This is a genomic window from Streptomyces polyasparticus, assembly GCF_014493765.1.
In the GTDB taxonomy this organism is placed as follows: domain Bacteria; phylum Actinomycetota; class Actinomycetes; order Streptomycetales; family Streptomycetaceae; genus Streptomyces; species Streptomyces polyasparticus.
Genome location: NZ_JACTVJ010000005.1, coordinates 367,354 through 386,068, shown reverse-complemented (window position 1 = coordinate 386,068; position 18,715 = coordinate 367,354). Strand labels below are relative to the sequence as shown.

Sequence of the window (18,715 nt, the reverse complement as noted above, 5' to 3'; positions counted from 1 at the left end):
GGGCCCGAGGGACCGTACGACATGAGTGACACGTCGACGAGGAACGGTGCGCCGGTCGCGAAGACCGGACCGGCCACCGCCCCCTCGCAACCCGCCGCCCCCGTCAAGGGCCCGCGTCCCGCGGGCCCGCCCGGGCGGCGCCGTATCCGCACACATCTGCCGAGCACGCCCTGGCTGTTCCTGCTGCCGGGCTTCTCGATCATCGGCGGCTTCGTGCTCTTCCCGTTCTTCTCCACGGTGTCGAGCTCGTTCACCGACCAGCGCACGCTGATCGCGGGCAAGTGGGTGGGCGGTGCGAACTACCAAGAGCTGTGGCACGACGACATGTTCTGGATCGCGCTGCGCAACAGCCTGCTCTACATCGTGGGCGTCGTACCCCCGCTGGTGATCCTGCCGCTGCTGCTCGCGATGCTGGTGCAGCGCTATGTGCCGGGCATCTCGTTCTTCCGCTCCGCCTTCTACACCCCGGTGGTCGCCTCCGTCGTCGTGGTCGGCCTGATCTGGGTCTGGATGCTCGACGACCGCGGTCTGGTCAACGCCGTGCTCGGCGCGATCGGGGTCGGGCCCGTGGCCTTCCTCAGCGACCAGTGGCTGCTGCTCATCAGCGCCATGCTGGTCACGGTCTGGAAGGGCCTCGGCTACTACATGATCATTTACATGGCCGCGCTCGGGAACGTACCGAAGGAGCTGCACGAAGCGGCCGCCGTGGACGGAGCCGGTGCGATCCGCCGCTTCTTCACGGTCACCGTGCCGGCCGTGCGCTCCACGATGGTCCTGGTCGCCGCGCTCTCCTCGGTCAACGCCTTCAAGGTGTTCTCCGAGGTCTATCTGATGGCCGGACCCAACGGGGGTCCGGGCGGCGAGGACACCACCCTGGTCATGCTCATCAAGCAGGTCGGCACCGGTCTGAGCGGCCGCGTGGGCTATGCCTCCGCGATCTCCGTCGTCGTCTTCGTGATCACCCTCGGCCTGATGCTGCTCGTGCTGAAGGCGGACAAGAAGGAGGGCGACGCATGAGCGCGCAGACCCTCGGCGACCGCGCCAGGCGCCGGAAGTCGATCGGGGACAAGTTCCTCGCCGAAGGCGGCCGCCGGCCCCCGGCGTGGAAGCTGGTGCTGCGGTACCTGCTGCTCCTGATCGTGTTCGCGATCATGGTCGGCCCGTTCCTGTGGCAGCTGTCCACCTCCCTCAAGGGCGCCGGCGAGGACATCTACAGCTACCCGCCGAAGCTGCTGCCGTCCGAGCCGACCTTCGACAACTACGGCAAGGTCGCCGAGCTGATCCCGGTCTGGGACTTCGCGCTCAACTCCCTGAAGGTGGCGCTCGCCAACGTCCTCACCAACGTGGTGGGCGCCGCGCTCGCCGGATACGCCCTGGCCCGCCTGACGTTCCGCGGCCGGGGGCTCGCCACGGTCGCGTTCGTGATGGCGATGCTGGTGCCGGTCGAGTCGATCATCATCGCCCAGTTCATGACGATGCGGGAACTCGGCCTCAACAACACCCTCACGGGTGTGGTGCTTCCCGGCTGCATCGGCGCGCTCAACGTGCTCCTGATGCGCAATGCCTTCTCCAACATCCCGTACGAGATCGAAGAGGCCGCCTTCGTCGACGGGGCCAACGCCTGGCAGCGGTTCACCCGGATCGCACTGCCCGCGGTCAAGGGCACCCTCGCGGTCGTCGCGATCTTCGCCTTCATGGGCGCCTGGGACGACTTCCTGTGGCCGCTGATCGTGCTGAGCGACCAGTCCAACTTCACGCTCACCATCGGCCTGAACTATCTGCACGGCACCTTCGCGAACAACCAGCGCCTGGTGGCGGCCGGCACGATCATCGCCGTCGCGCCCCTGATCGTGCTGTTCGCCTGCCTGCAGCGCTTCTTCTTCCGCGGGGTGGGCGAGGGCGCCGTCAAGGGCTGACCCCGACACCCATTTCCCGTACGCAAACGCAAGGACCCCCCATGCCCCGCTTCGGCGCCAACTACACGCCCACCCAGGGCTGGTTCCACCACTGGCTCGACTTCGACCTCGATGCCGTACGGGCCGACCTGGACTCGATCGCCTCGCTCGGCCTCGACCACATCCGTGTCTTCCCGCTGTGGCCGCTGTTCCAGCCCAACCGCACCCTGATCCGCCCGCGCGCGGTCGAGCAGCTCGTCCAGCTGGCCGACGCGGCGGCCGAGCGCGGACTCGACGTCAATGTGGACGGCCTGCAGGGGCACCTGTCGAGCTTCGACTTCCTGCCGGCCTGGACCCAGACCTGGCACCGGCGGAACATCTTCGCCGACCCCGAGGTGATCTCCGGCCAGGAGGAGTACCTGCGCACCCTGGCCGCCGCGCTCGCCGACCGGCCGAACTTCCTCGGCATGACCATCGGCAACGAGATCAACCAGTTCTCGCACGATCCGCACCCCGACCCGGACCGTATCTCCCATGAGCAGGCGGCCAGTTGGCTGGAGCGCATGCTCGCCGCCTGCGAGGCGGGCGCGCCCGGCAGGTTCCATCTGCATGCCGAGTACGACGCCGCCTGGTACCAGGACGCCCACCCGTTCACGCCCGCGCAGGCCGCGCGGCTCGGCGGGGCGACCGCGGTGCACTCGTGGGTGTTCAACGGGACGGCCCAGCGCCACGGCCGTACGGGAGTGGCCACCGAGCACCACGCCGCGTACATGATCGAGCTGGCCCGCGCCTGGCACACGGACATGACGCGCCCGGTCTGGCTGCAGGAGGTCGGCGCCCCCGCGCCGCACATCCCCGCCGAGCACGCCGCGCACTTCACGTCGCGGACGATCACCAACGCGCTCGACTGCACCGATGTGTGGGGTGTGACCTGGTGGTGTTCGCACGACGTCTCGGGCGAGCTCGCCGACTTCCCCGAACTCGAATACAGCCTCGGCCTGTTGACGAACGACCGCGAGGTCAAGCCGGCCGGTGAGGCGATCCGGCGGATCGTCGAGGAGTGGAGGGGCCGCGCGTACAAGCCCGCCACCCGCACCACCGCACTGGTCCTCGACACCGGGGACACCGTCGCCTCGCCGCAGCGTGCGCTCTGCGGCCCGGGCGGCGCCTTCTTCGAGGCCTGGCACCGCCTGACGGCACAGGGCGTGCGTCCCGCCGTGGTCCTGGCCGAGCACGAGCACGACACGGAGCACCTGGCCGCGCGCGGGATCACCGCCACGGTCAGCCCTGAAGAGGTCGACTGACTCCCCCCTCAAGGAGCAACCCTGCAATGACGCAGTCACGCCCCACCTCCTCCCCGGTCCGGCCCACCCGCCGTACCGTCGTCCTCGGTTCGGCCGCCGCCGCGGCCGGGCTGCTTGCCACGTCGCTGCCGGCTCAGGCCGCGGCGCAGGACAAGAAGAAGGCCGCGGAGAACCTCCAGCCGTACGCCTCCTACTGGTTCCCCGACTCGCTGCCGGCCGGTTCCCCCGGCGCAGGGATCACCTGGCGTTCCCTCAAGAGCTGGACGCCCGAGTCGGACGCCGATCTCGCGTACAACCGCTCGACCGTGCCCCTGGCCGAGCGCTTCACCCCGGTGGCCGTGAACGGCACGGCCCGCGCGGGCCAGGGCCGTATCGCCTCCCTCGTCTCCTTCGAGACCACCGCCTCCAACCCCTCCCAGGGCGCGGCCACCGCCGACTACTACGCCCTGACCCACTGGGCGTACATCGACGAACTGGTCTTCTGGGGCGGCTCGTCCGCCGAGGGCATCGTTCTCGCGCCCAACGCGCCGGTCGTGGACGCCGCCCACCGCCACGGCGTCCCGGTCATCGGCAACATCTTCCTGCCCCCGGCCGCGTACGGCGGCCAGCTGCAGTGGACCCGCGACCTGGTGCAGAAGGACGCGCTCGGCCGCTTCCCGATCGCTGAGAAGCTGGTGCAGGTCGCCGTCGCGTACGGCTTCGACGGCTGGTTCGTGAACGCCGAGACCGGCGGCGGCGATGCGGCGCTCGCCGCGCAGATGCTCGCGTTCCTCGCCGAGCTCAAGCGTCTGGGGGAGCCGCACGGGCTGCGGATCACCTGGTACGACTCGATGGTCGAGAACGGCTCGGTGTCCTGGCAGGACGCCCTCAACAGCCAGAACCAGGACTTCTTCCTGAAGTCCGACACGATGTTCCTCAACTTCAACTGGACGAGCAGTGACCTGAGTTCGTCCGGTGCGCTCGCGCAGGACCTCGATCGCTCCCGTTACGAGCTGTGGGCGGGCGTGGACGTCGAAGCCTCCGGCTGGAACAAGACCGTCGACTGGGAGGCACTCTTCCCGAGCGGCGGCTCCCACGTCACCTCCCTCGGCTTCTACCGGCCCGAGTGGACCCGCAACCATCTGCCGCAGGGCCGCACACCCGGCCAGTTCCACGCGGCCGACGACCAGTTCTGGACCGGCACCTCCCTCGACCCGTCGCGCCCGTCGAGCGGTTCCTGGCGGGCCCCGGCCACCGCGGTCGCCGACAAGTCCACGGTCACCTCGCTGCCGTTCGGCTGCACCTTCAACACCGGACACGGCCTCAAGTGGTACGAGGAGGGCGTGGCCCGCTCGGACGCCGCATGGAATCAGCTCGGGCTCCAGGACGTGCTGCCGGGCCGCCGCTGGGTGGTGCGCACCACGGGCAGCCGGCCCGCCGTGACGTTCGACTTCGCGGACGCCTGGCGCGGCGGCTCCTCCGTCCTGGTGGACGGCACCCTCGACGCACCCGTCGTGCTCGAACTGCACACCACCCGGCTCCCGTTGAACGCCGCCACGGTGGTCCGCCTCGCCCAGCGCGCGGTCGCGGGAGACGTACAGGTCGAGCTGGGCGTCGCCCTGCGCGAACCCGACAAGGCCGGCGACCCGCTGACGTACTCCTTCCTCTCGGCGGGCACACCGGATGCCCCTTGGTCGGAGGCGACCGTCCGGCTCTCCTCGCTCGGCACCGGCACGATCCACGGTCTGGCGGTACGGCTGACCGGCAGCGGAGCCGTGCAGTGGCGGCTCGGCGGGCTGCTCGTGCAGGACGCCGAGGAGACCGTGCCCGCACCCTCCGGGCTCAAGGTCGACCGGGCCTCCGGGGACGGACAGTTCCGGCTGTCGTGGGGGGCCGCCCCCGGCCGCGTACGGCAGTACGAGCTGCACCGGGTCCTCACGGACGGCACCCGGCGGTATCTGACCGGGACCTGCGCGAACGCGGCGTATGTGAAAGGTCTCACCGCCGAGCAGGGCGAGTCCCGGATCCGCTTCGAAGTACGGGCCGTGGGGGAGCTGTACAGCACCTCGGCGGCCGTGAGCACCACCCACCGCTGGTAAGTCACCCCTCCTGAAACACCCGCTCCCTCAAGGAAGTTGGAGTCCCCGCATGCACGACGACCGCGCCCTCGTAGAGGCCCGCCTCAAGCGCGTACTCGAAGAGCGCATCCGTCCCGCCGTCTATCCGGAGTCCGTGCCGCTCACGGTCGAGGCCTGGACCGCGCCCGGTGAGCCGGTGCCGGTGGAGGAGGGTCTGGCGGCGGCGCACGAGCCGGTACAGGTCGGCGACGCATGGGGGGCTCCGTGGGCCACCACCTGGTTCAAGGTGACCGGCCAGGTGCCGGCCTCGTGGGCGGGCAAGACCGTCGAGGCCGTGCTCGACCTCGGCTTCGACGAGCGGATGCCCGGCTTCCAGTGCGAGGCCCTCGTCTACACCCCGGCCGGTGAGCCGCTGAAGGCCGTCAATCCGCGCAACCAGTGGGTGCGCGTGGGCGAGGCGGTCGCAGGCGGCGAGCAGGTGGAGTGGCATCTGGAGGCGGCCTCGAACCCGGTGCTGCTCGGAGACAAGCCCTTCCGTCCGACGTGGCTGGGGGGCAGGGAGACGGCGGGCTCGGAGCCGCAGTACCGCCTGGAGCGGATGGATCTTGCCGTCTTCGACCGTGAGGTGTGGGAGCTGATAGCGGATCTGGAGGTGCTCGGTGAGCTGATGGAGGAGCTGTCGCCCGAGGGCGGGCGCCGTTACGAGATCCTGCGGGCGGTGAACCGCTGCCTGGACGCGATCGATCTCCAGGACGTCAACGGGACGGCTGCGGCGGCCCGTTCGGAGCTGGTCGGTGTGCTGTCCTCGCCTGCGGACGCCTCGGCGCACCGGATCAGCGCGGTCGGTCATGCGCATATCGACTCCGCCTGGCTGTGGCCGCTGCGCGAGACGGTGCGCAAGGTGGCGCGGACGACCTCGAACATGACGAACCTCCTGGAGACCGAGGAGGAGTTCGTCTTCGGGATGTCGCAGGCCCAGCAGTTCGCGTGGATCAAGGAGCACCGGCCCGAGGTCTACGCCAAGGTCAAGAAGGCCGTCGCGGAGGGTCGTTTCGTCCCGGCGGGCGGCATGTGGGTGGAGTCGGACACCAACATGCCGGGTTCGGAGGCGATGGCCCGTCAGTTCGTGCACGGCAAGCGGTTCTTCCTGGACGAGTTCGGGATCGAGAACGACGAGGCGTGGCTGCCGGACACGTTCGGGTTCGCGGGCGGGTTGCCGCAGATCATCAAGGCGGCGGGTTCGAAGTGGCTGCTCACGCAGAAGATCTCGTGGTCGCAGATCAACAAGTTCCCGCACCACACGTTCCACTGGGAGGGCATCGACGGGACGCGGATCTTCACGCACTTCCCGCCGGTGGACACCTACAACTGCTCGATGCTGGGCCGTGAAATCGCGCATGCGGCACGCAACTTCAAGGACAAGGGTGTCGCCAAGCATTCCCTGGCCCCGACGGGGTGGGGTGACGGTGGTGGTGGCACCACTCGCGAGATGATCGCGAAGGCGCGGCGGATGCGGGATCTGGAGGGTTCGGCCAAGGTCGTGTGGGAGAAGCCCGCCGAGTTCTTCGCGAAGGCGCAGGCGGAGTACCCGGAGCCGCCGGTGTGGGTGGGTGAGCTGTATTTGGAGCTGCACCGCGCGACACTGACGAGCCAGGCGAAGACCAAGCAGGGCAACCGGCGCTCGGAGCATTTGCTGCGTGAGGCGGAGCTGTGGGCGGCGACGGCGGCGGTGCGGGTCGGATTCCCGTATCCGTATGAGGAGTTGGACCGGATCTGGAAGACGGTGCTGCTGCATCAGTTCCACGACATCCTGCCCGGGTCGTCGATCGCGTGGGTGCACCGCGAGGCGGAGAAGACCTACGCGGCGGTGGCCGAGGAGCTGAACGGCATCATCGCCGCCGCCCAGCAGGCACTCGCCGGCCCCGGCTCCACAGAGCTGGTCTTCAACGCGGCGGCCCACGAACGCTCGGGTGTCGCGCCCGGTGGTGCGGATGCGCCCGCCGTGGCCGGTTCGGTCGCCCTCTCCTCCCGTACGGACGGGGGCTTCGTCCTCGACAACGGGCTGCTGCGCGTGGAGATCGACGCCCGTGGCCTGGTGGTGTCGGCGTACGACCTCGAAGCCGCCCGCGAAACCCTGGCGCCGGGCGCGGCGGCCAACCTGCTCCAGATCCATCCGGACTTCCCGAACATGTGGGACGCGTGGGACGTTGACGAGTTCTACCGCAACGTGGTCACGGACCTGACCGACGTCGATGCGGTACGCGTGGTGGGCGAGGACCCGTCGGCGGTCTCGGTCGAGGTCGTACGGTCCTTCGGCTCGTCCCGCGTCACTCAGGTGCTGTCGTTGTCGGCGGGCGCGAAGCGTCTGGACATCGCCACGGAGGTGGACTGGCACGAGACGGAGAAGTTCCTGAAGGCGGCCTTCCCGCTGGACGTGCACGCGGACCGGTACGCCTCCGAGACCCAGTTCGGCCACCTCTACCGGCCCACGCACACCAACACCTCTTGGGAGGCGGCCAAGTTCGAGGCCTGCAACCACCGCTTCGTCCACCTGGAGGAGCCGGGCTTCGGCATCGCCCTCGTCAACGACTCCACGTACGGCCACGACGTGACCCGCACGGTCCGCGCCTCGGATTCCGGCACGACCACGACGGTCCGCCTGTCCCTGCTGCGGGCCCCGCGCTTCCCCGACCCGGAAACCGACCAGGGCGTGCACCGCTTCCGCTACGCCCTCGTCCCGGGCGCCACCGTGGTGGACGCGGTCCGCGAGGGCTACGCCATCAACCTGCCCGAACGCCGCGTGACGGGCGCCGCCCCGGTCGCCCCGCTGTTCACGGTCGCCTCGCCCGCGGTCGTGGTCAGCGCGGTCAAGCTCGCGGACGACGGCTCCGGCGATGTGATCGTCCGCCTCTACGAGGCGGCGGGCGGCCGAGCCCGCACCACGCTCCGGGCGGGCCTGGACGTGACGTCGGTGGTCGCGACGGATCTCCTGGAGCGGCCCCTCGCCGACGCCCCGTCCTCCACGGTCGAGAACGGCGAAGTCGCCCTGTCCCTGCGACCGTTCGAGCTCGTGACGCTGCGCTTCACGCGCTGACGTTCCTTCCAAGAGCCGGGCCCACGGAGGTGACTCCATGGGCCCGGTGCCGTTCCACCGGCGGCGCACCCCCTACTGCGGTATCACCTCCACATTGGCTCCCGGGTATGACGACCCGCGGGCGGTCGCCCCCGCACACTCCGCGGCGTCGGATCGAGCGCAGTGCGAGAGGGCGGAACATGAAGGTGCGCAGGGGCAGGCGGCAGCAGGCGGAGGCGGGCACGGGGGTGCAGGACGTCGCGTCCGGGTTCGCCGTCGAGCTGCGGGGCGTCCGGCGGCAGTACGGGCGGGGCGCGGGCGTCGTACAGGCGCTCGCGGGGGTGGATCTCGCGCTGCCGCGGGGATCGTTCACCGCGGTCATGGGGCCGTCCGGATCCGGCAAGTCCACCTTTCTGCAGTGCGCCGCCGGGCTCGACCGTCCGTCGGCCGGATCGGTGCGCCTCGGTGGCACGGAGATCACCGGGATGAGCGAGAACAAGCTGACCGAGCTCCGCCGCAGCCGCCTCGGCTTCGTCTTCCAGGCGTTCAACCTGCTGCCTTCGCTGACGGTGGAGCAGAACGTGCTCCTTCCGATGCGTCTGGCCGGACAGCGCCAGGACCGCCGGCGTGCCGCCGAGGTGCTCGCACAGGTCGGCCTCGCCGACAAGGCGCGGCGCAGGCCGGGCGAACTCTCGGGCGGGCAGCAGCAGCGCGTGGCCGTCGCCCGTGCGCTGATCACCCGCCCCGACGTGGTGTTCGCCGACGAGCCGACCGGCGCCCTGGACACGGGGACCGCCGCCGAGGTGCTCGGTCTCCTGCGGCACGCGGTACGTGAGCTCGGTGCCACTGTCGTCATGGTCACCCACGACCCGTCCGCGGCGGCCTGGGCGGACAGCGTCCTGTTCCTCGCCGAGGGACGCTTCGCGGACCGGCTCGACCACGGCTCCGCGGAGCAGATCGCCGCGCGGATGACCGCGCTCACGGGCCGCGGCGTCATGGCGGGTGCCGCGGCATGACGCGCCCCAACGGCCTGGCCCGCGCCGCCGTCCGCTTCAAACCCTCCTCCTTCGCGGGCACGTTCGTCGCGCTGATGATGTCGGCGCTGATCGTCGCGGCCTGCGGCATCCTGCTCGAGACGGGTATCCGCGCGTCGGTGCCCGCCGAGCGGTACGCGCGGGCGCCGGTCGTCGTCGCGGCCGACCAGTCCGCCCGCGTCGTGTCCGACACCGTCGACGGCCCCGAGGAGACCTCGTACCCGCTGCCGGACACCGCCCGTGTGGACAAGGCTCTCGCCGCGAAGGCGGCCCGCGCCCCGGGCGTCGAGGCCGCGGTGCCCGACCTCACCTTTCCGGTACGTCTGGACGGCGCCGCGCTCACCGGCCACGGCTGGGGCGCGGGCGCCTTCACCGGGACCGCGCTGACCAAGGGCTCCGCCCCGCGCGCGGGCGAGGTGGTGCTCGACGCCGCCGCGGCCCGTACCGCGAAGGCCGGCGTCGGTGACACCGTCGCGCTCGAAACGGCCGCTGGGCGGGGCGAGTTCAGGATCTCCGGTCTTGCCGAGGCCGGACCGGGCGACACCGCGAGGGCCGGCGGTCCCCTGGCCTGGTTCGCGGACACGCGCGCCGACACGCTCGCCGGCCACCCCGGCAAGGCCGACGCCATCGCCGTACTGGCGAAGGAGGGCACCGGCACCGGCGCACTCGCCACTGCCGTCGAGAACTCCCTCAAGGGCTCCGGCGCCCAGGTGCTCACCGGCGACGCCCGCGGCGGGGCCGAGGACCACGGCCTGGCGTACGCCAAGGAGACGCTCACCGCGCTCGGCGGCTCCTTCGGCGGGATCGCCGCCCTGGTCGCCGTCTTCACCGCCGCCGGCACCGTCGCGCTCGCCGTCGGCCGGCGCACCCGGGAGTTCGCGCTCCTGCGCGCCGTCGGCGCCACTCCGCGGCAGATCCGGCGTGCGGTCGCCGCCGAGGCGCTGCTCGTCGCACCGCTCGCCGGGGTACTCGGCTCCCTGCCGGGGATCGGCCTGGCGAGCTGGTGGTTCGGGCAGCTGAAGGACCGCGGCGCCGTCCCCGAGGCGGTACAACTCCAGGTCACATGGCTCCCGTTGGCCGCCGCGGTCGCGGCCGGGCTGCTCACCGCGCTCGGCGCCGGCTGGACGGCCGGACGCAGGCCCGCGAAGATCAAGCCGGGGCAGGCGCTCGCCGAAGCGTCGGTGGAGCCGCTGCGGCCGGGCGTCGTCCGTACGGTCCTGGGGTTCTGCGCCCTCGGCGGCGGCGCGGCACTCGCCGGTGTCGCGGCCTCCACGGCCGGCGCGGACGCGGCCAACGCCTCCCTCGGCGTCGTCATGCTCTTCATGCTGGCGGTCGCCCTGCTCGGCCCGCTCCTGGCCCGGCTGTGCGCCGCGCTGTTCGGACTGCTGCTGCGCGGCGGGGGAGCCCCGGCCTCCCTCGCCGCCGCCAACTCCCGTACGAACGCACGGCGGTCGGCCTCCGCGATCACTCCGATCGTGCTCGCGATGGCTTTCGCCTCGACCCTCGTCTTCATGCACACCAGCGAGAGCAGGGCCGCCGCCGAGCAGCTGCGCGCGGGCCTCACGGCGGACCATGTCGTGACCCACCCGGCGGGCCTGCCCGCCGACGCCGTCGACCGGGCGGCCCGCGTCCGCGGCGTCGACGCGGCGGTGGGCCTGCTCGAGACGCAGGTCCTCGTGCCGGTCGACTCCGGCGGCGAGACCTCGCTGCAGGCAGCGGCGGCCCAGGGAATCTCGGGCTCGGGCGCCCAACTGGCCGAGGTGCAGGACCTGGACGTCCGCAGCGGAAGCCTGGACCGGGTGGGTCCGGACAGAATCGCCGTCGACACCACCCTCGCCACCGCGGCGGAGGTGAAGACGGGCGACCGGCTGTCGCTCCGTCTGCCCGACGGCACTGCGTCCCGGCCGGAAGTCGTCGCCGTCTACGGCCGAGGTCTCGGTCTGCCGGCGGTCACCATGGACCGGGCTTCGCTCGCGGGCCATGTCACTTCGCCGTTCGACAGCACACTGCTCGTCTCGGGCGGTGACGCCGGCCCGCTCACCACGCTCGGCGAAGTCACGGACGCCTCGGGCTACGCGGCCGCGCGGAACGTGGACCGCCGGCTCGGCGCCTGGACCAACTCCATGATGGCCGCGGTCCTCGGCGGGTTCGCGGCGATCGCCGCGGCGAACACGCTGGTCATGACGGTCCTCGACCGCCGCCGCGAACTCACCACGCTCCGCCTCGTCGGCACCACGCGCCGCCAGGTCCTGCGCATGCTGCACTGGGAGAGCCTGCTGGTCTCGGTGACGGGTGTGGCCCTGGGCACCGCCATCGCCCTGATCACCCTGACCCCGATGATGCGCGGCCTGACGGGGGAGTCCCCCTACATCCCCCCGCTCCTGTACGCCACGTTCGCCGCGTCCACCGTCGCACTCGCCCTCCTCGCGGTGACCCTCCCGGGCCGGACGACCCTGCGCGAGCGCCGCGCGTGAGGGGGTGCCGGGCGGATCACTAGGCTGCTGCCCCTGCACCGGCCGCCGGGCCCGGCTCCCGCATCCGCGGCGGCCGGACCCGGCGACCATGGCTTTCCGGGGGGAAACCGATGCCCAGACCGCTCCTCTACCTCGACGTCGATGGTCCGCTCAACCCCTACGCGGCCAAGGCGCAGCAGCGGCCGGAGGGGTACACCACCCTGCGCGTCCCCCTGGACGACACCGGCCGGCGCGGTGGCGGGCACGGACTGCGCCGTCGTCCGCTCCGCGTGTGGCTTCACCCCGGGCACGGCCCCCAACTGCTCGCGCTGGACTACGACTTGTGCTGGGCCACCACCTGGATGGCCGATGCCAATCGCTGGATCGCCCCGGTCCTCGGCCTCCCCGAGTTCCCGTACGTGGACTTCGGCGACGCGCTGCTCGCCGAACGCCCCGACGGCGTCCACTGGAAGACCGCGCCTCTGGTCGCCCATGCCGCCGGACGTGACTTCGCCTGGGTCGACGACGAACAGAGTGTCCTGGACGACACCTACGTGTCCCGCCACCATCCCGGCCGGGCCCTGCTCCATCACGTCAACCCGCGCATCGGCCTGTGTGAACCGGACTTCGACGCGCTCGCCGGATTTGCGTCGGCGCAGCGGCGCTGAGCGTCAGGACGAGGTCTGCGGGCGGGTGAGGGCCGCTCGCAGCCACGGTGCCAGTTGGGTGATGCCGAAGGTGAGCTCGATGGCGAGGAAGGCCCAGAGGTAGGAGGGCAGGCCGCCGGCCAGGGCGTAGGCCATGCCCAGGGAGAACAGGACGCGGGACGCCCCGTCGTAGAGGCCGTACTCCGCCGATGGCCGGCGGATGCGGAGTACGGACCAGACGACGATCAGGGAGCCCATCAGGTTGGCGTAGAGGATCTCCATGGGCGTGAGGGCCGGGTGCGTGCCGAGCCCGAAGGTCTCCGTGAGCGCGGTCAGGGCGCGGTGGACGAGTTCGTACGTCCACGGGGTGGCGAAGCCGGCGGCCACGAACAGGTCGTACCGGGCGCTGACCCGGACCAGGCGCAGGTAGGACGGAGAGGTGAGGGAGGGGAAGAGCGGCACGGTAACTTCGGGAGTTCGGGGGGAGTTCGAGCCCGCCCCTCGGACAGCGACACCCCGACGCTAAACAGTGGAGTACGGTCCAAGGTCAAGTCCGAGTCCCGCACGTCCCCTGGAGTGTCATGCGTATCGGAGAGCTGGCCGCCCGGACCGGTCTGTCGAAGGACACCATCCGCTTCTACGAGAAGAACGGTCTCGTCGCCGGTGAGCGGCTCGCGAACGGGTATCGCGACTTCGCGCCGGAGACGGTGAGTTGGCTCCAGTACGTACGGACCGCCCAGACCCTCGGGTTCACGCTGGCCGAGATCGCCCGCACCGGCGAGCAGCTGCGCGACGCCCCCGACAGCGCGGCCGCCCTGTCGAAGATGTTCGAGGAGAAGCTCCGCGTGGTCGACGAGCGGATGGCCGAGCTCGCCGTCCTGCGCGAGGAGCTGGACGCCCGCGTGGGCTCCGGCTGTCCCCTGCGGGCGACGGCGCGTTAGCGCGCACCGTCCGCTCACCTGGGCATGTCATCATGCCCGCCACCGGAGTCGAAGGGGAGAAGAAGGAGTCATGGCGCTGGGCGGCGGCACGGTCGTGGACAGGCCGGGCGTGCACGGCATGCGGGACGTGCAGGACACGCGCGGTGTGCATGCGGTGGCGCTCGGCGCGGGGCGGCTGCGTGTCACCCGGCGCTGGCCGGACACGTTGCGCCCGTACCTGCGCAGTTACGCCGGCTACTGGGACGCCGCCGCCACCCCGTTCCGCGTGCGGATCGTGCCCAGCGGCCGGGCCGTCGTGCTCCTCAGCCTCGGGGAGCCGTTCGCCCAGGTGCACCGTCTCGCCGAGCGCGAGCACGATCCGGGCGTCCGGGTGGTCGGCTCGCTGATCGCGGGCCTCGAGGACGGACCCCGGATCGCCGATCACCCCGGCGGCCAGGAGGCGATCCGCCTCGAGCTCACGCCCCTGGGGGCGTACCGGCTTTTCGCCCTGCCCATGCGGGAGTTGACCAACACCGTCGTCGAGCTGACGGACGTCCTCGGACCGCGCGCAGGCGAGCTGGTCGAACGGCTCTCCCACACCCGGGACTGGGCCGAGCGTTTCGATCTCCTCGACGCCGCACTCCTCCGCCGGCTCGCGGAGGGACCCGAGCCGGCCGCCGAGGTGGCCCACGCCTGGCAGCTGCTCGAACGCTCGGGTGGCAATCTGCCCGTCGCCCGGATCGCCCAGGAGACGGGCTGGAGCCACGGCTATCTCGTACGGAAGTTCACACAGCAGGTCGGGCTGACGCCGAAGACGGCGGGCAGGGTGCTGAGATTCCACCGCGCGACCGGGCTCATGGCCCGCGGCGCGGTCGATCTGAGCGCGCTCACCGCCGCCTGCGGGTTCTACGACCAGGCGCACCTCAACCGGGAGTTCCGGGCCCTGGCCGCCATCACCCCCGGCCAGATCGCCGCGGCCCGTATGACGGAAGGCGCCGTGGCGCTCTGAGCGGCGGTTTCCGGCGCGAGGTCAAATTCGTCCAAGCCAGACCGAGCACCGATTCCCTAACGTCCCTGAACGTGATCGTCCGCTGCGGAGCGGCCGATCGGCCACACCGTCATCAGGGGGACCCATATGTCGAATCAGCGCCGGGGCCGCTGGGAGCGCTACAAGGTCACGCGTCCGTTCTCGCCGCAGGACCTCGCCGGGCTCTGGGGCTCGATCATCGGCATCGTGGCGCTCGCCGCGCTGCTCGGCTGGGCGCTCGACATGAAGGGCGGCGTGGTGATCGTCGCCGCGATCCCCTTCATCTCGCAGTGGTTCGACGCCAAGCGGATCCTGTTCCAGTTCGACGCCGCCGGCGTGCGGATCGGCCATGTGCTGCTGCCGTGGCACGACGTCAGCCAGTTCGTGGTGGCCACCCCTGCGCAGGGCGACGCCCTCATCGGCGTACGGCTGCAGGAGCGGGCGATGCTGCCGGCCGGCGCCGCCGTGCTGCCGCCGCACCCCGCGATGCCGGCGCCGCTGTACGTGGCCGTGCAGCGCCACAAGTTCGACCTGGACAAGATGCTGGGCAAGGCGCGCAAGTACGCCCCCGCCCACCTCCAGATCGTCGTCGCCGAGCCGACCGGCGAACGCGTCGCCTCCTAGCCGCCCTGGGCAGGCGACTCCCGAAACGGGGGGCCGGGCGGGCCGGACCAGCGGCCCGCCCGGTTTCTTCACGTCACCGAGTCACCGAGTCACCGAGTCACCGAGTCGCCGCGTGACCGCGTCATCGATTCATCGAGCCATCGCGTCATCGCGTCATCGCGTCATCGCGCCGGTCGGCGGTCCGCTTGGTGCGGGACCGGGCGGCTCATGCAGACCCGCGGCCAGCGGTCGAGCCCCAGTTCACCCTCGTACGCCCTGATCTTCCGCAGCCCCGGCCCGAGTTCGTCCTCGCCGAGCTCACGGAACCCGAGCCGCCGGTAGTACGGCGCGTTCCACGGCACCTCGGCGAAGGTCGTCAGGGTCAGCGCGCCGAGCCCCTGCGCGCGGGCATACGCCGCCGCGCGGTCGAGCAGCGCACGCCCCACGCCCTGCCGCGCCGCCGACGGGTGCACGGACACCTGCTCCACGTGCAGCGCCTCGTCCACCTGCTCCGCGATCAGATACGCCACGGGTGCGTCATCGCTCCCGTCCCGGTCCACCGCCACCCATGCACGGCCGGCCCGGACGAATGCCGTGAGCTGCTCGGCCGACGGCGGCTCGTCGTCCGCGATCGCGGCCATGCCCAGCGCACGGAACGGTTCACCGGCCGCCCGCTCGATGTCCTGCAGCAAAGGGAGATCGGCCGCGGTGGCCGGACGGATACGCATGCGTCCAGTATCGCCGTGGCGCGCAGGACCCGCCCCAGAGCCTCAACTACGCGCCTGTGCTGATCAGTTCGTCCGCCGGGCTGTTCACGGGCTGGGGTGTGCCCGTCAGATCGAGGACGAACAGTGGCACCGCCAGGCTGTCGGCGCGGGCCCGGGCGTCGTCCGTGTAGCCCGCGAGGGAGAAGCAGACGGGGACCGAGGAGTCGTTGAGCGCGGCGAGCCACAGGCATTCGACATCGCGCAGGCTCATCGAGCGGGTCGTCGGTTCCACCTGCGCCCGCAGCCCGGGCGCCACCAGGCCCACACCGGACGCGGCGCGCTGCTCGGTGCGTCGTATCTCCTTGTAACCGAGCCAGCGCAGATACAGCGCCGCGGCCTGTACGGCGTCCCGCGCTGTGCGAATCGTCACGGGGTGGAACGCGGGACGGGGCGCCGGCGCCGTCGGCGCCAGCGGGATGTGCAGCGGCAGCGGCGCATGGCCGGGGGCCGGACCCGCCGAGGCGGGTTTCACGGGGACGCGGAGCAGGGCGCCGCAGTCGCAGCCGAGCTCCGGCTGAGGCCACTGGTCGAGCCGTCCGCAGGACTCGCAACGGACGGTGACCCAGTCGTCCTCCCAGGTCACATACGTGAGGAGGGTGGGCTGCGCGCCGCGCTGCAGCGGCGGCGAGACCGGCGCACCGCAGGTGCAGGGGTAGACGTGCGGTGCGTAGAGGTGCTCGGTCCGGCAGCGCGGACAGCGCACCGGAATGCCTCCGGACATCGACGTCCCCCCTCCCGTACGGATCCCGACCGCATCCCGCGCGTATCCCGCACGCATCCCGTACGAACCGACGAACGGGACCCGGTGCCGCTCTCATCGTCCACCAAACACCAAGCTCTGGGGAGGGATTCGGGCACGTTCATCGCGCCGAAGCCCCTTGACTCCCCCCTCGGCCTGCTCTTACATTGCTTCCATATAGCAGAAGAAAACTTCCGCATTACGGAAAGCGGCCGGACATCGACCGGGACCGCGAGCGGAAGCGCCCGATAGCCGACCGGCTCGGACCGGCCTGGACGCAGGAGTTACGCGATGCCTCGAATGACAGCCGCCCACGCGGCAGTGGAGATCCTCAAGCGCGAAGGTGTGACGAACGCGTTCGGAGTGCCGGGCGCCGCGATCAACCCCTTCTACAAGGCCCTCAAGGAGGTCGGCGGCATCGACCACACCCTCGCGCGGCACGTCGAGGGTGCGACCCACATGGCCGAGGGCTACACCCGCACCAAGGCGGGCAACATCGGCGTCGCGATCGGTACGTCGGGCCCCGCGGGCACCGACATGATCACCGGCCACTACTCGGCCGCCGGCGACTCGATCCCGATCCTCGCCATCACGGGCCAGGCCCCGAGCCACCTCCTGCACAAGGAGGACTTCCAGGCCGTCGACATCGCCTCGATCGCCAAGCCGCTCACCAAGATGGCCGTCACGGTCCTCGAGCCCGCCCAGGTCCCGGGCGTCTTCCAGCAGGCCTTCCACCTGATGCGCTCAGGACGGCCCGGCCCGGTCCACATCGACCTGCCGATCGACGTCCAGCTCGCCGAGATCGACTTCGACCCGGAGACGTACGAGCCGCTGCCGGTCTACAAGCCGTCCGCGACCCGCGCCCAGATCGAGAAGGCGATCCAGTTCCTCCTGGAGTCGGAGCGTCCGCTGATCGTCGCCGGCGGCGGCATCATCAACGCCGACGCCTCCGACCTGCTCGTCGAGTTCGCCGAGCTCACCAACACCCCGGTCGTCCCGACCCTCATGGGCTGGGGCACCATCCCGGACGACCACGAGCTCAACGCCGGCATGGTCGGCCAGCAGACCGGTCACCGCTACGGCAACGCCACGTTCCTGGAGTCGGACTTCGTCCTGGGCATCGGCAACCGCTGGGCCAACCGTCACACCGGCTACAAGCTGGACGTGTACCGCGAGGGCCGCAAGTTCGTCCACGTGGACATCGAGCCCACCCAGATCGGCAAGATCTTCGCCCCGGACTACGGGATCGCCTCGGACGCCAAGGCCGCCCTGGAGCTGTTCGTCGAGGTCGCCAAGGAGCTCAAGGCGGAGGGCAAGCTGCCCGACCGCTCCGAGTGGGTCGCCTCGCACCTGGACCGCAAGGCCACGCTGCAGCGCCGTACGCACTTCGACAACATCCCCATGAAGCCGCAGCGCGTCTACGAGGAGATGAACAAGGCGTTCGGCAAGGACACGCGCTACGTCACCACCATCGGTCTGTCCCAGATCGCCGGTGCGCAGATGCTGCACGTGTACAAGCCGCGCCACTGGATCAACTGCGGCCAGGCGGGCCCGCTCGGCTGGACCATCCCGGCCGCGCTCGGTGTCGCCAAGGCCGACCCGGACAGCCCGGTCGTCGCCCTCTCCGGCGACTACGACTTCCAGTTCATGATCGAGGAGCTCGCGGTCGGTGCCCAGCACCGCATCCCGTACATCCACGTCCTCGTGAACAACGCCTACCTGGGCCTGATCCGTCAGGCGCAGATCGGTCTGGACATCAACTTCCAGGTCAACCTGGAGTTCGAGAACCAGAACAGCCCCGAGCTGGGCGTCTACGGCGTGGACCACGTCAAGGTCGCCGAGGGCCTCGGCTGCAAGGCGATCCGCGTGACCGACCCGGCGGACCTGGCCGACGCGTTCGAGCGGGCCAAGAAGCTGGCGCAGGAGCACCAGGTGCCGGTGGTCGTCGAGGCGATCCTGGAGCGCGTCACCAACATCGCGATGAGCCCGACGGCGGACATCTCCGCGGTCAAGGAGTTCGAGGACGTCGCGACCGAGGACTGGCACGCGCCGACGGCGATCCTGCCGCTGAAGGCCCAGGCCTGAGGCCTTACACGGGACGGTAGTTGAGGGGGCGGCCCACTCGGGGGGAGTGGGCCGCCCCCTCCGGCGTGCCCCGCTCTCCGGCGTGCCCGGCTCTCCGGCGTGCCCGGCTCT

The 18,715-nt window shown here is 71.1% G+C and carries 15 protein-coding genes; 12 read left to right on the top strand and 3 right to left on the bottom strand.

Features of this window, described 5'->3' with window-relative positions; all coding sequences use genetic code 11:
* Positions 1-21 precede the first annotated feature (21 nt).
* From H9Y04_RS10155 to H9Y04_RS10120, 8 genes are all read left to right on the top strand, one after another.
* Positions 22-1,017, top strand: coding sequence for a carbohydrate ABC transporter permease (locus tag H9Y04_RS10155; protein WP_187813397.1), 996 nt, complete (start codon positions 22-24; stop codon positions 1,015-1,017).
* A complete protein-coding gene (locus H9Y04_RS10150; protein ID WP_187813396.1) occupies positions 1,014-1,916 on the top strand; it encodes a carbohydrate ABC transporter permease in 903 nt (300 codons plus the stop codon). Before H9Y04_RS10155 ends, H9Y04_RS10150 begins: the two co-directional genes overlap by 4 nt.
* A 41-nt stretch (positions 1,917-1,957) precedes the next feature.
* Positions 1,958-3,199, top strand: a complete 1,242-nt coding sequence (locus tag H9Y04_RS10145) for a glycoside hydrolase 5 family protein (protein WP_187813395.1) — start codon at positions 1,958-1,960, stop codon at positions 3,197-3,199.
* A gap of 26 nt (positions 3,200-3,225) precedes the next feature.
* Positions 3,226-5,277 carry an endo-beta-N-acetylglucosaminidase gene (locus H9Y04_RS10140; RefSeq protein WP_187813394.1) on the top strand — a complete coding sequence of 684 codons (2,052 nt, stop codon included), beginning with the start codon at positions 3,226-3,228 and terminating at the stop codon, positions 5,275-5,277.
* Positions 5,278-5,326: 49 nt separating this feature from the next.
* A complete protein-coding gene (locus tag H9Y04_RS10135) occupies positions 5,327-8,350 on the top strand; it encodes an alpha-mannosidase (protein WP_187813393.1) in 3,024 nt (1,007 codons plus the stop codon).
* A gap of 179 nt (positions 8,351-8,529) precedes the next feature.
* On the top strand, positions 8,530-9,345 hold the full coding sequence (locus H9Y04_RS10130; protein ID WP_187813392.1) for an ABC transporter ATP-binding protein: 816 nt from the start codon (positions 8,530-8,532) through the stop codon (positions 9,343-9,345).
* A complete protein-coding gene (locus tag H9Y04_RS10125; RefSeq protein ID WP_187813391.1) occupies positions 9,342-11,837 on the top strand; it encodes an ABC transporter permease in 2,496 nt (831 codons plus the stop codon). The genes H9Y04_RS10130 and H9Y04_RS10125 overlap by 4 nt, the downstream gene beginning before the upstream one ends.
* Positions 11,838-11,947: 110 nt before the next feature.
* Positions 11,948-12,484, top strand: a complete 537-nt coding sequence (locus H9Y04_RS10120) for a hypothetical protein (protein ID WP_187813390.1) — start codon at positions 11,948-11,950, stop codon at positions 12,482-12,484.
* Positions 12,485-12,487: 3 nt separating this feature from the next.
* On the opposite strand, the gene H9Y04_RS10115 is transcribed toward H9Y04_RS10120, so the two are convergent.
* Complete coding sequence (locus H9Y04_RS10115) at positions 12,488-12,925, bottom strand: hypothetical protein (RefSeq protein ID WP_187813389.1); 438 nt, start codon at positions 12,923-12,925, stop codon at positions 12,488-12,490.
* Positions 12,926-13,044: 119 nt separating this feature from the next.
* Here H9Y04_RS10115 and H9Y04_RS10110 point away from each other — a divergent pair, with 119 nt between their 5' ends.
* The 3 genes from H9Y04_RS10110 (at position 13,045) to H9Y04_RS10100 (ending at position 15,034) form a co-directional block, all read left to right on the top strand.
* Complete coding sequence (locus H9Y04_RS10110; RefSeq protein WP_187813388.1) at positions 13,045-13,404, top strand: MerR family transcriptional regulator; 360 nt, start codon at positions 13,045-13,047, stop codon at positions 13,402-13,404.
* A 70-nt stretch (positions 13,405-13,474) separates the two neighbouring features.
* On the top strand, positions 13,475-14,392 hold the full coding sequence (locus H9Y04_RS10105; RefSeq protein WP_236070709.1) for a helix-turn-helix domain-containing protein: 918 nt from the start codon (positions 13,475-13,477) through the stop codon (positions 14,390-14,392).
* 126 nt (positions 14,393-14,518) lie between these two features.
* The gene (locus H9Y04_RS10100; RefSeq protein WP_187813387.1) at positions 14,519-15,034 is read left to right on the top strand and encodes a hypothetical protein; all 516 of its coding nucleotides are present in this window, start codon (positions 14,519-14,521) and stop codon (positions 15,032-15,034) included.
* Between the two features lie 161 nt (positions 15,035-15,195).
* Here the strand turns inward: H9Y04_RS10100 and H9Y04_RS10095 are convergent, their stop codons facing one another.
* Positions 15,196-15,741: a GNAT family N-acetyltransferase gene (locus H9Y04_RS10095; RefSeq protein WP_187813386.1), complete on the bottom strand. Its 546-nt coding sequence runs from the start codon at positions 15,739-15,741 to the stop codon at positions 15,196-15,198.
* A gap of 46 nt (positions 15,742-15,787) precedes the next feature.
* Positions 15,788-16,501: a hypothetical protein gene (locus H9Y04_RS10090; RefSeq protein ID WP_187813385.1), complete on the bottom strand. Its 714-nt coding sequence runs from the start codon at positions 16,499-16,501 to the stop codon at positions 15,788-15,790.
* Positions 16,502-16,819: 318 nt separating this feature from the next.
* Between H9Y04_RS10090 and gcl the strand changes: the two genes are divergently transcribed.
* A complete protein-coding gene (gene gcl / locus H9Y04_RS10085) occupies positions 16,820-18,604 on the top strand; it encodes a glyoxylate carboligase (RefSeq protein ID WP_187813762.1) in 1,785 nt (594 codons plus the stop codon).
* The last annotated feature ends 111 nt before the right edge of the window (positions 18,605-18,715 follow it).

Excerpts from the sequence above, each read along its gene's own strand:
- H9Y04_RS10135 (WP_187813393.1), top strand. The coding sequence starts at position 5,327 with ATGCACGACGACCGCGCCCTCGTAGAGGCCCGCCTCAAGCGCGTACTC.
- H9Y04_RS10130 (WP_187813392.1), top strand. The coding sequence starts at position 8,530 with ATGAAGGTGCGCAGGGGCAGGCGGCAGCAGGCGGAGGCGGGCACGGGG.
- H9Y04_RS10120 (WP_187813390.1), top strand. The coding sequence starts at position 11,948 with ATGCCCAGACCGCTCCTCTACCTCGACGTCGATGGTCCGCTCAACCCC.
- H9Y04_RS10155 (WP_187813397.1), top strand. The coding sequence starts at position 22 with ATGAGTGACACGTCGACGAGGAACGGTGCGCCGGTCGCGAAGACCGGA.
- H9Y04_RS10145 (WP_187813395.1), top strand. The coding sequence starts at position 1,958 with ATGCCCCGCTTCGGCGCCAACTACACGCCCACCCAGGGCTGGTTCCAC.
- H9Y04_RS10090 (WP_187813385.1), bottom strand. The coding sequence starts at position 16,501 with ATGTCCGGAGGCATTCCGGTGCGCTGTCCGCGCTGCCGGACCGAGCAC.
- H9Y04_RS10150 (WP_187813396.1), top strand. The coding sequence starts at position 1,014 with ATGAGCGCGCAGACCCTCGGCGACCGCGCCAGGCGCCGGAAGTCGATC.
- H9Y04_RS10140 (WP_187813394.1), top strand. The coding sequence starts at position 3,226 with ATGACGCAGTCACGCCCCACCTCCTCCCCGGTCCGGCCCACCCGCCGT.
- H9Y04_RS10100 (WP_187813387.1), top strand. The coding sequence starts at position 14,519 with ATGTCGAATCAGCGCCGGGGCCGCTGGGAGCGCTACAAGGTCACGCGT.
- gcl (WP_187813762.1), top strand. The coding sequence starts at position 16,820 with ATGACAGCCGCCCACGCGGCAGTGGAGATCCTCAAGCGCGAAGGTGTG.
- H9Y04_RS10110 (WP_187813388.1), top strand. The coding sequence starts at position 13,045 with ATGCGTATCGGAGAGCTGGCCGCCCGGACCGGTCTGTCGAAGGACACC.
- H9Y04_RS10105 (WP_236070709.1), top strand. The coding sequence starts at position 13,475 with ATGGCGCTGGGCGGCGGCACGGTCGTGGACAGGCCGGGCGTGCACGGC.
- H9Y04_RS10125 (WP_187813391.1), top strand. The coding sequence starts at position 9,342 with ATGACGCGCCCCAACGGCCTGGCCCGCGCCGCCGTCCGCTTCAAACCC.
- H9Y04_RS10095 (WP_187813386.1), bottom strand. The coding sequence starts at position 15,741 with ATGCGTATCCGTCCGGCCACCGCGGCCGATCTCCCTTTGCTGCAGGAC.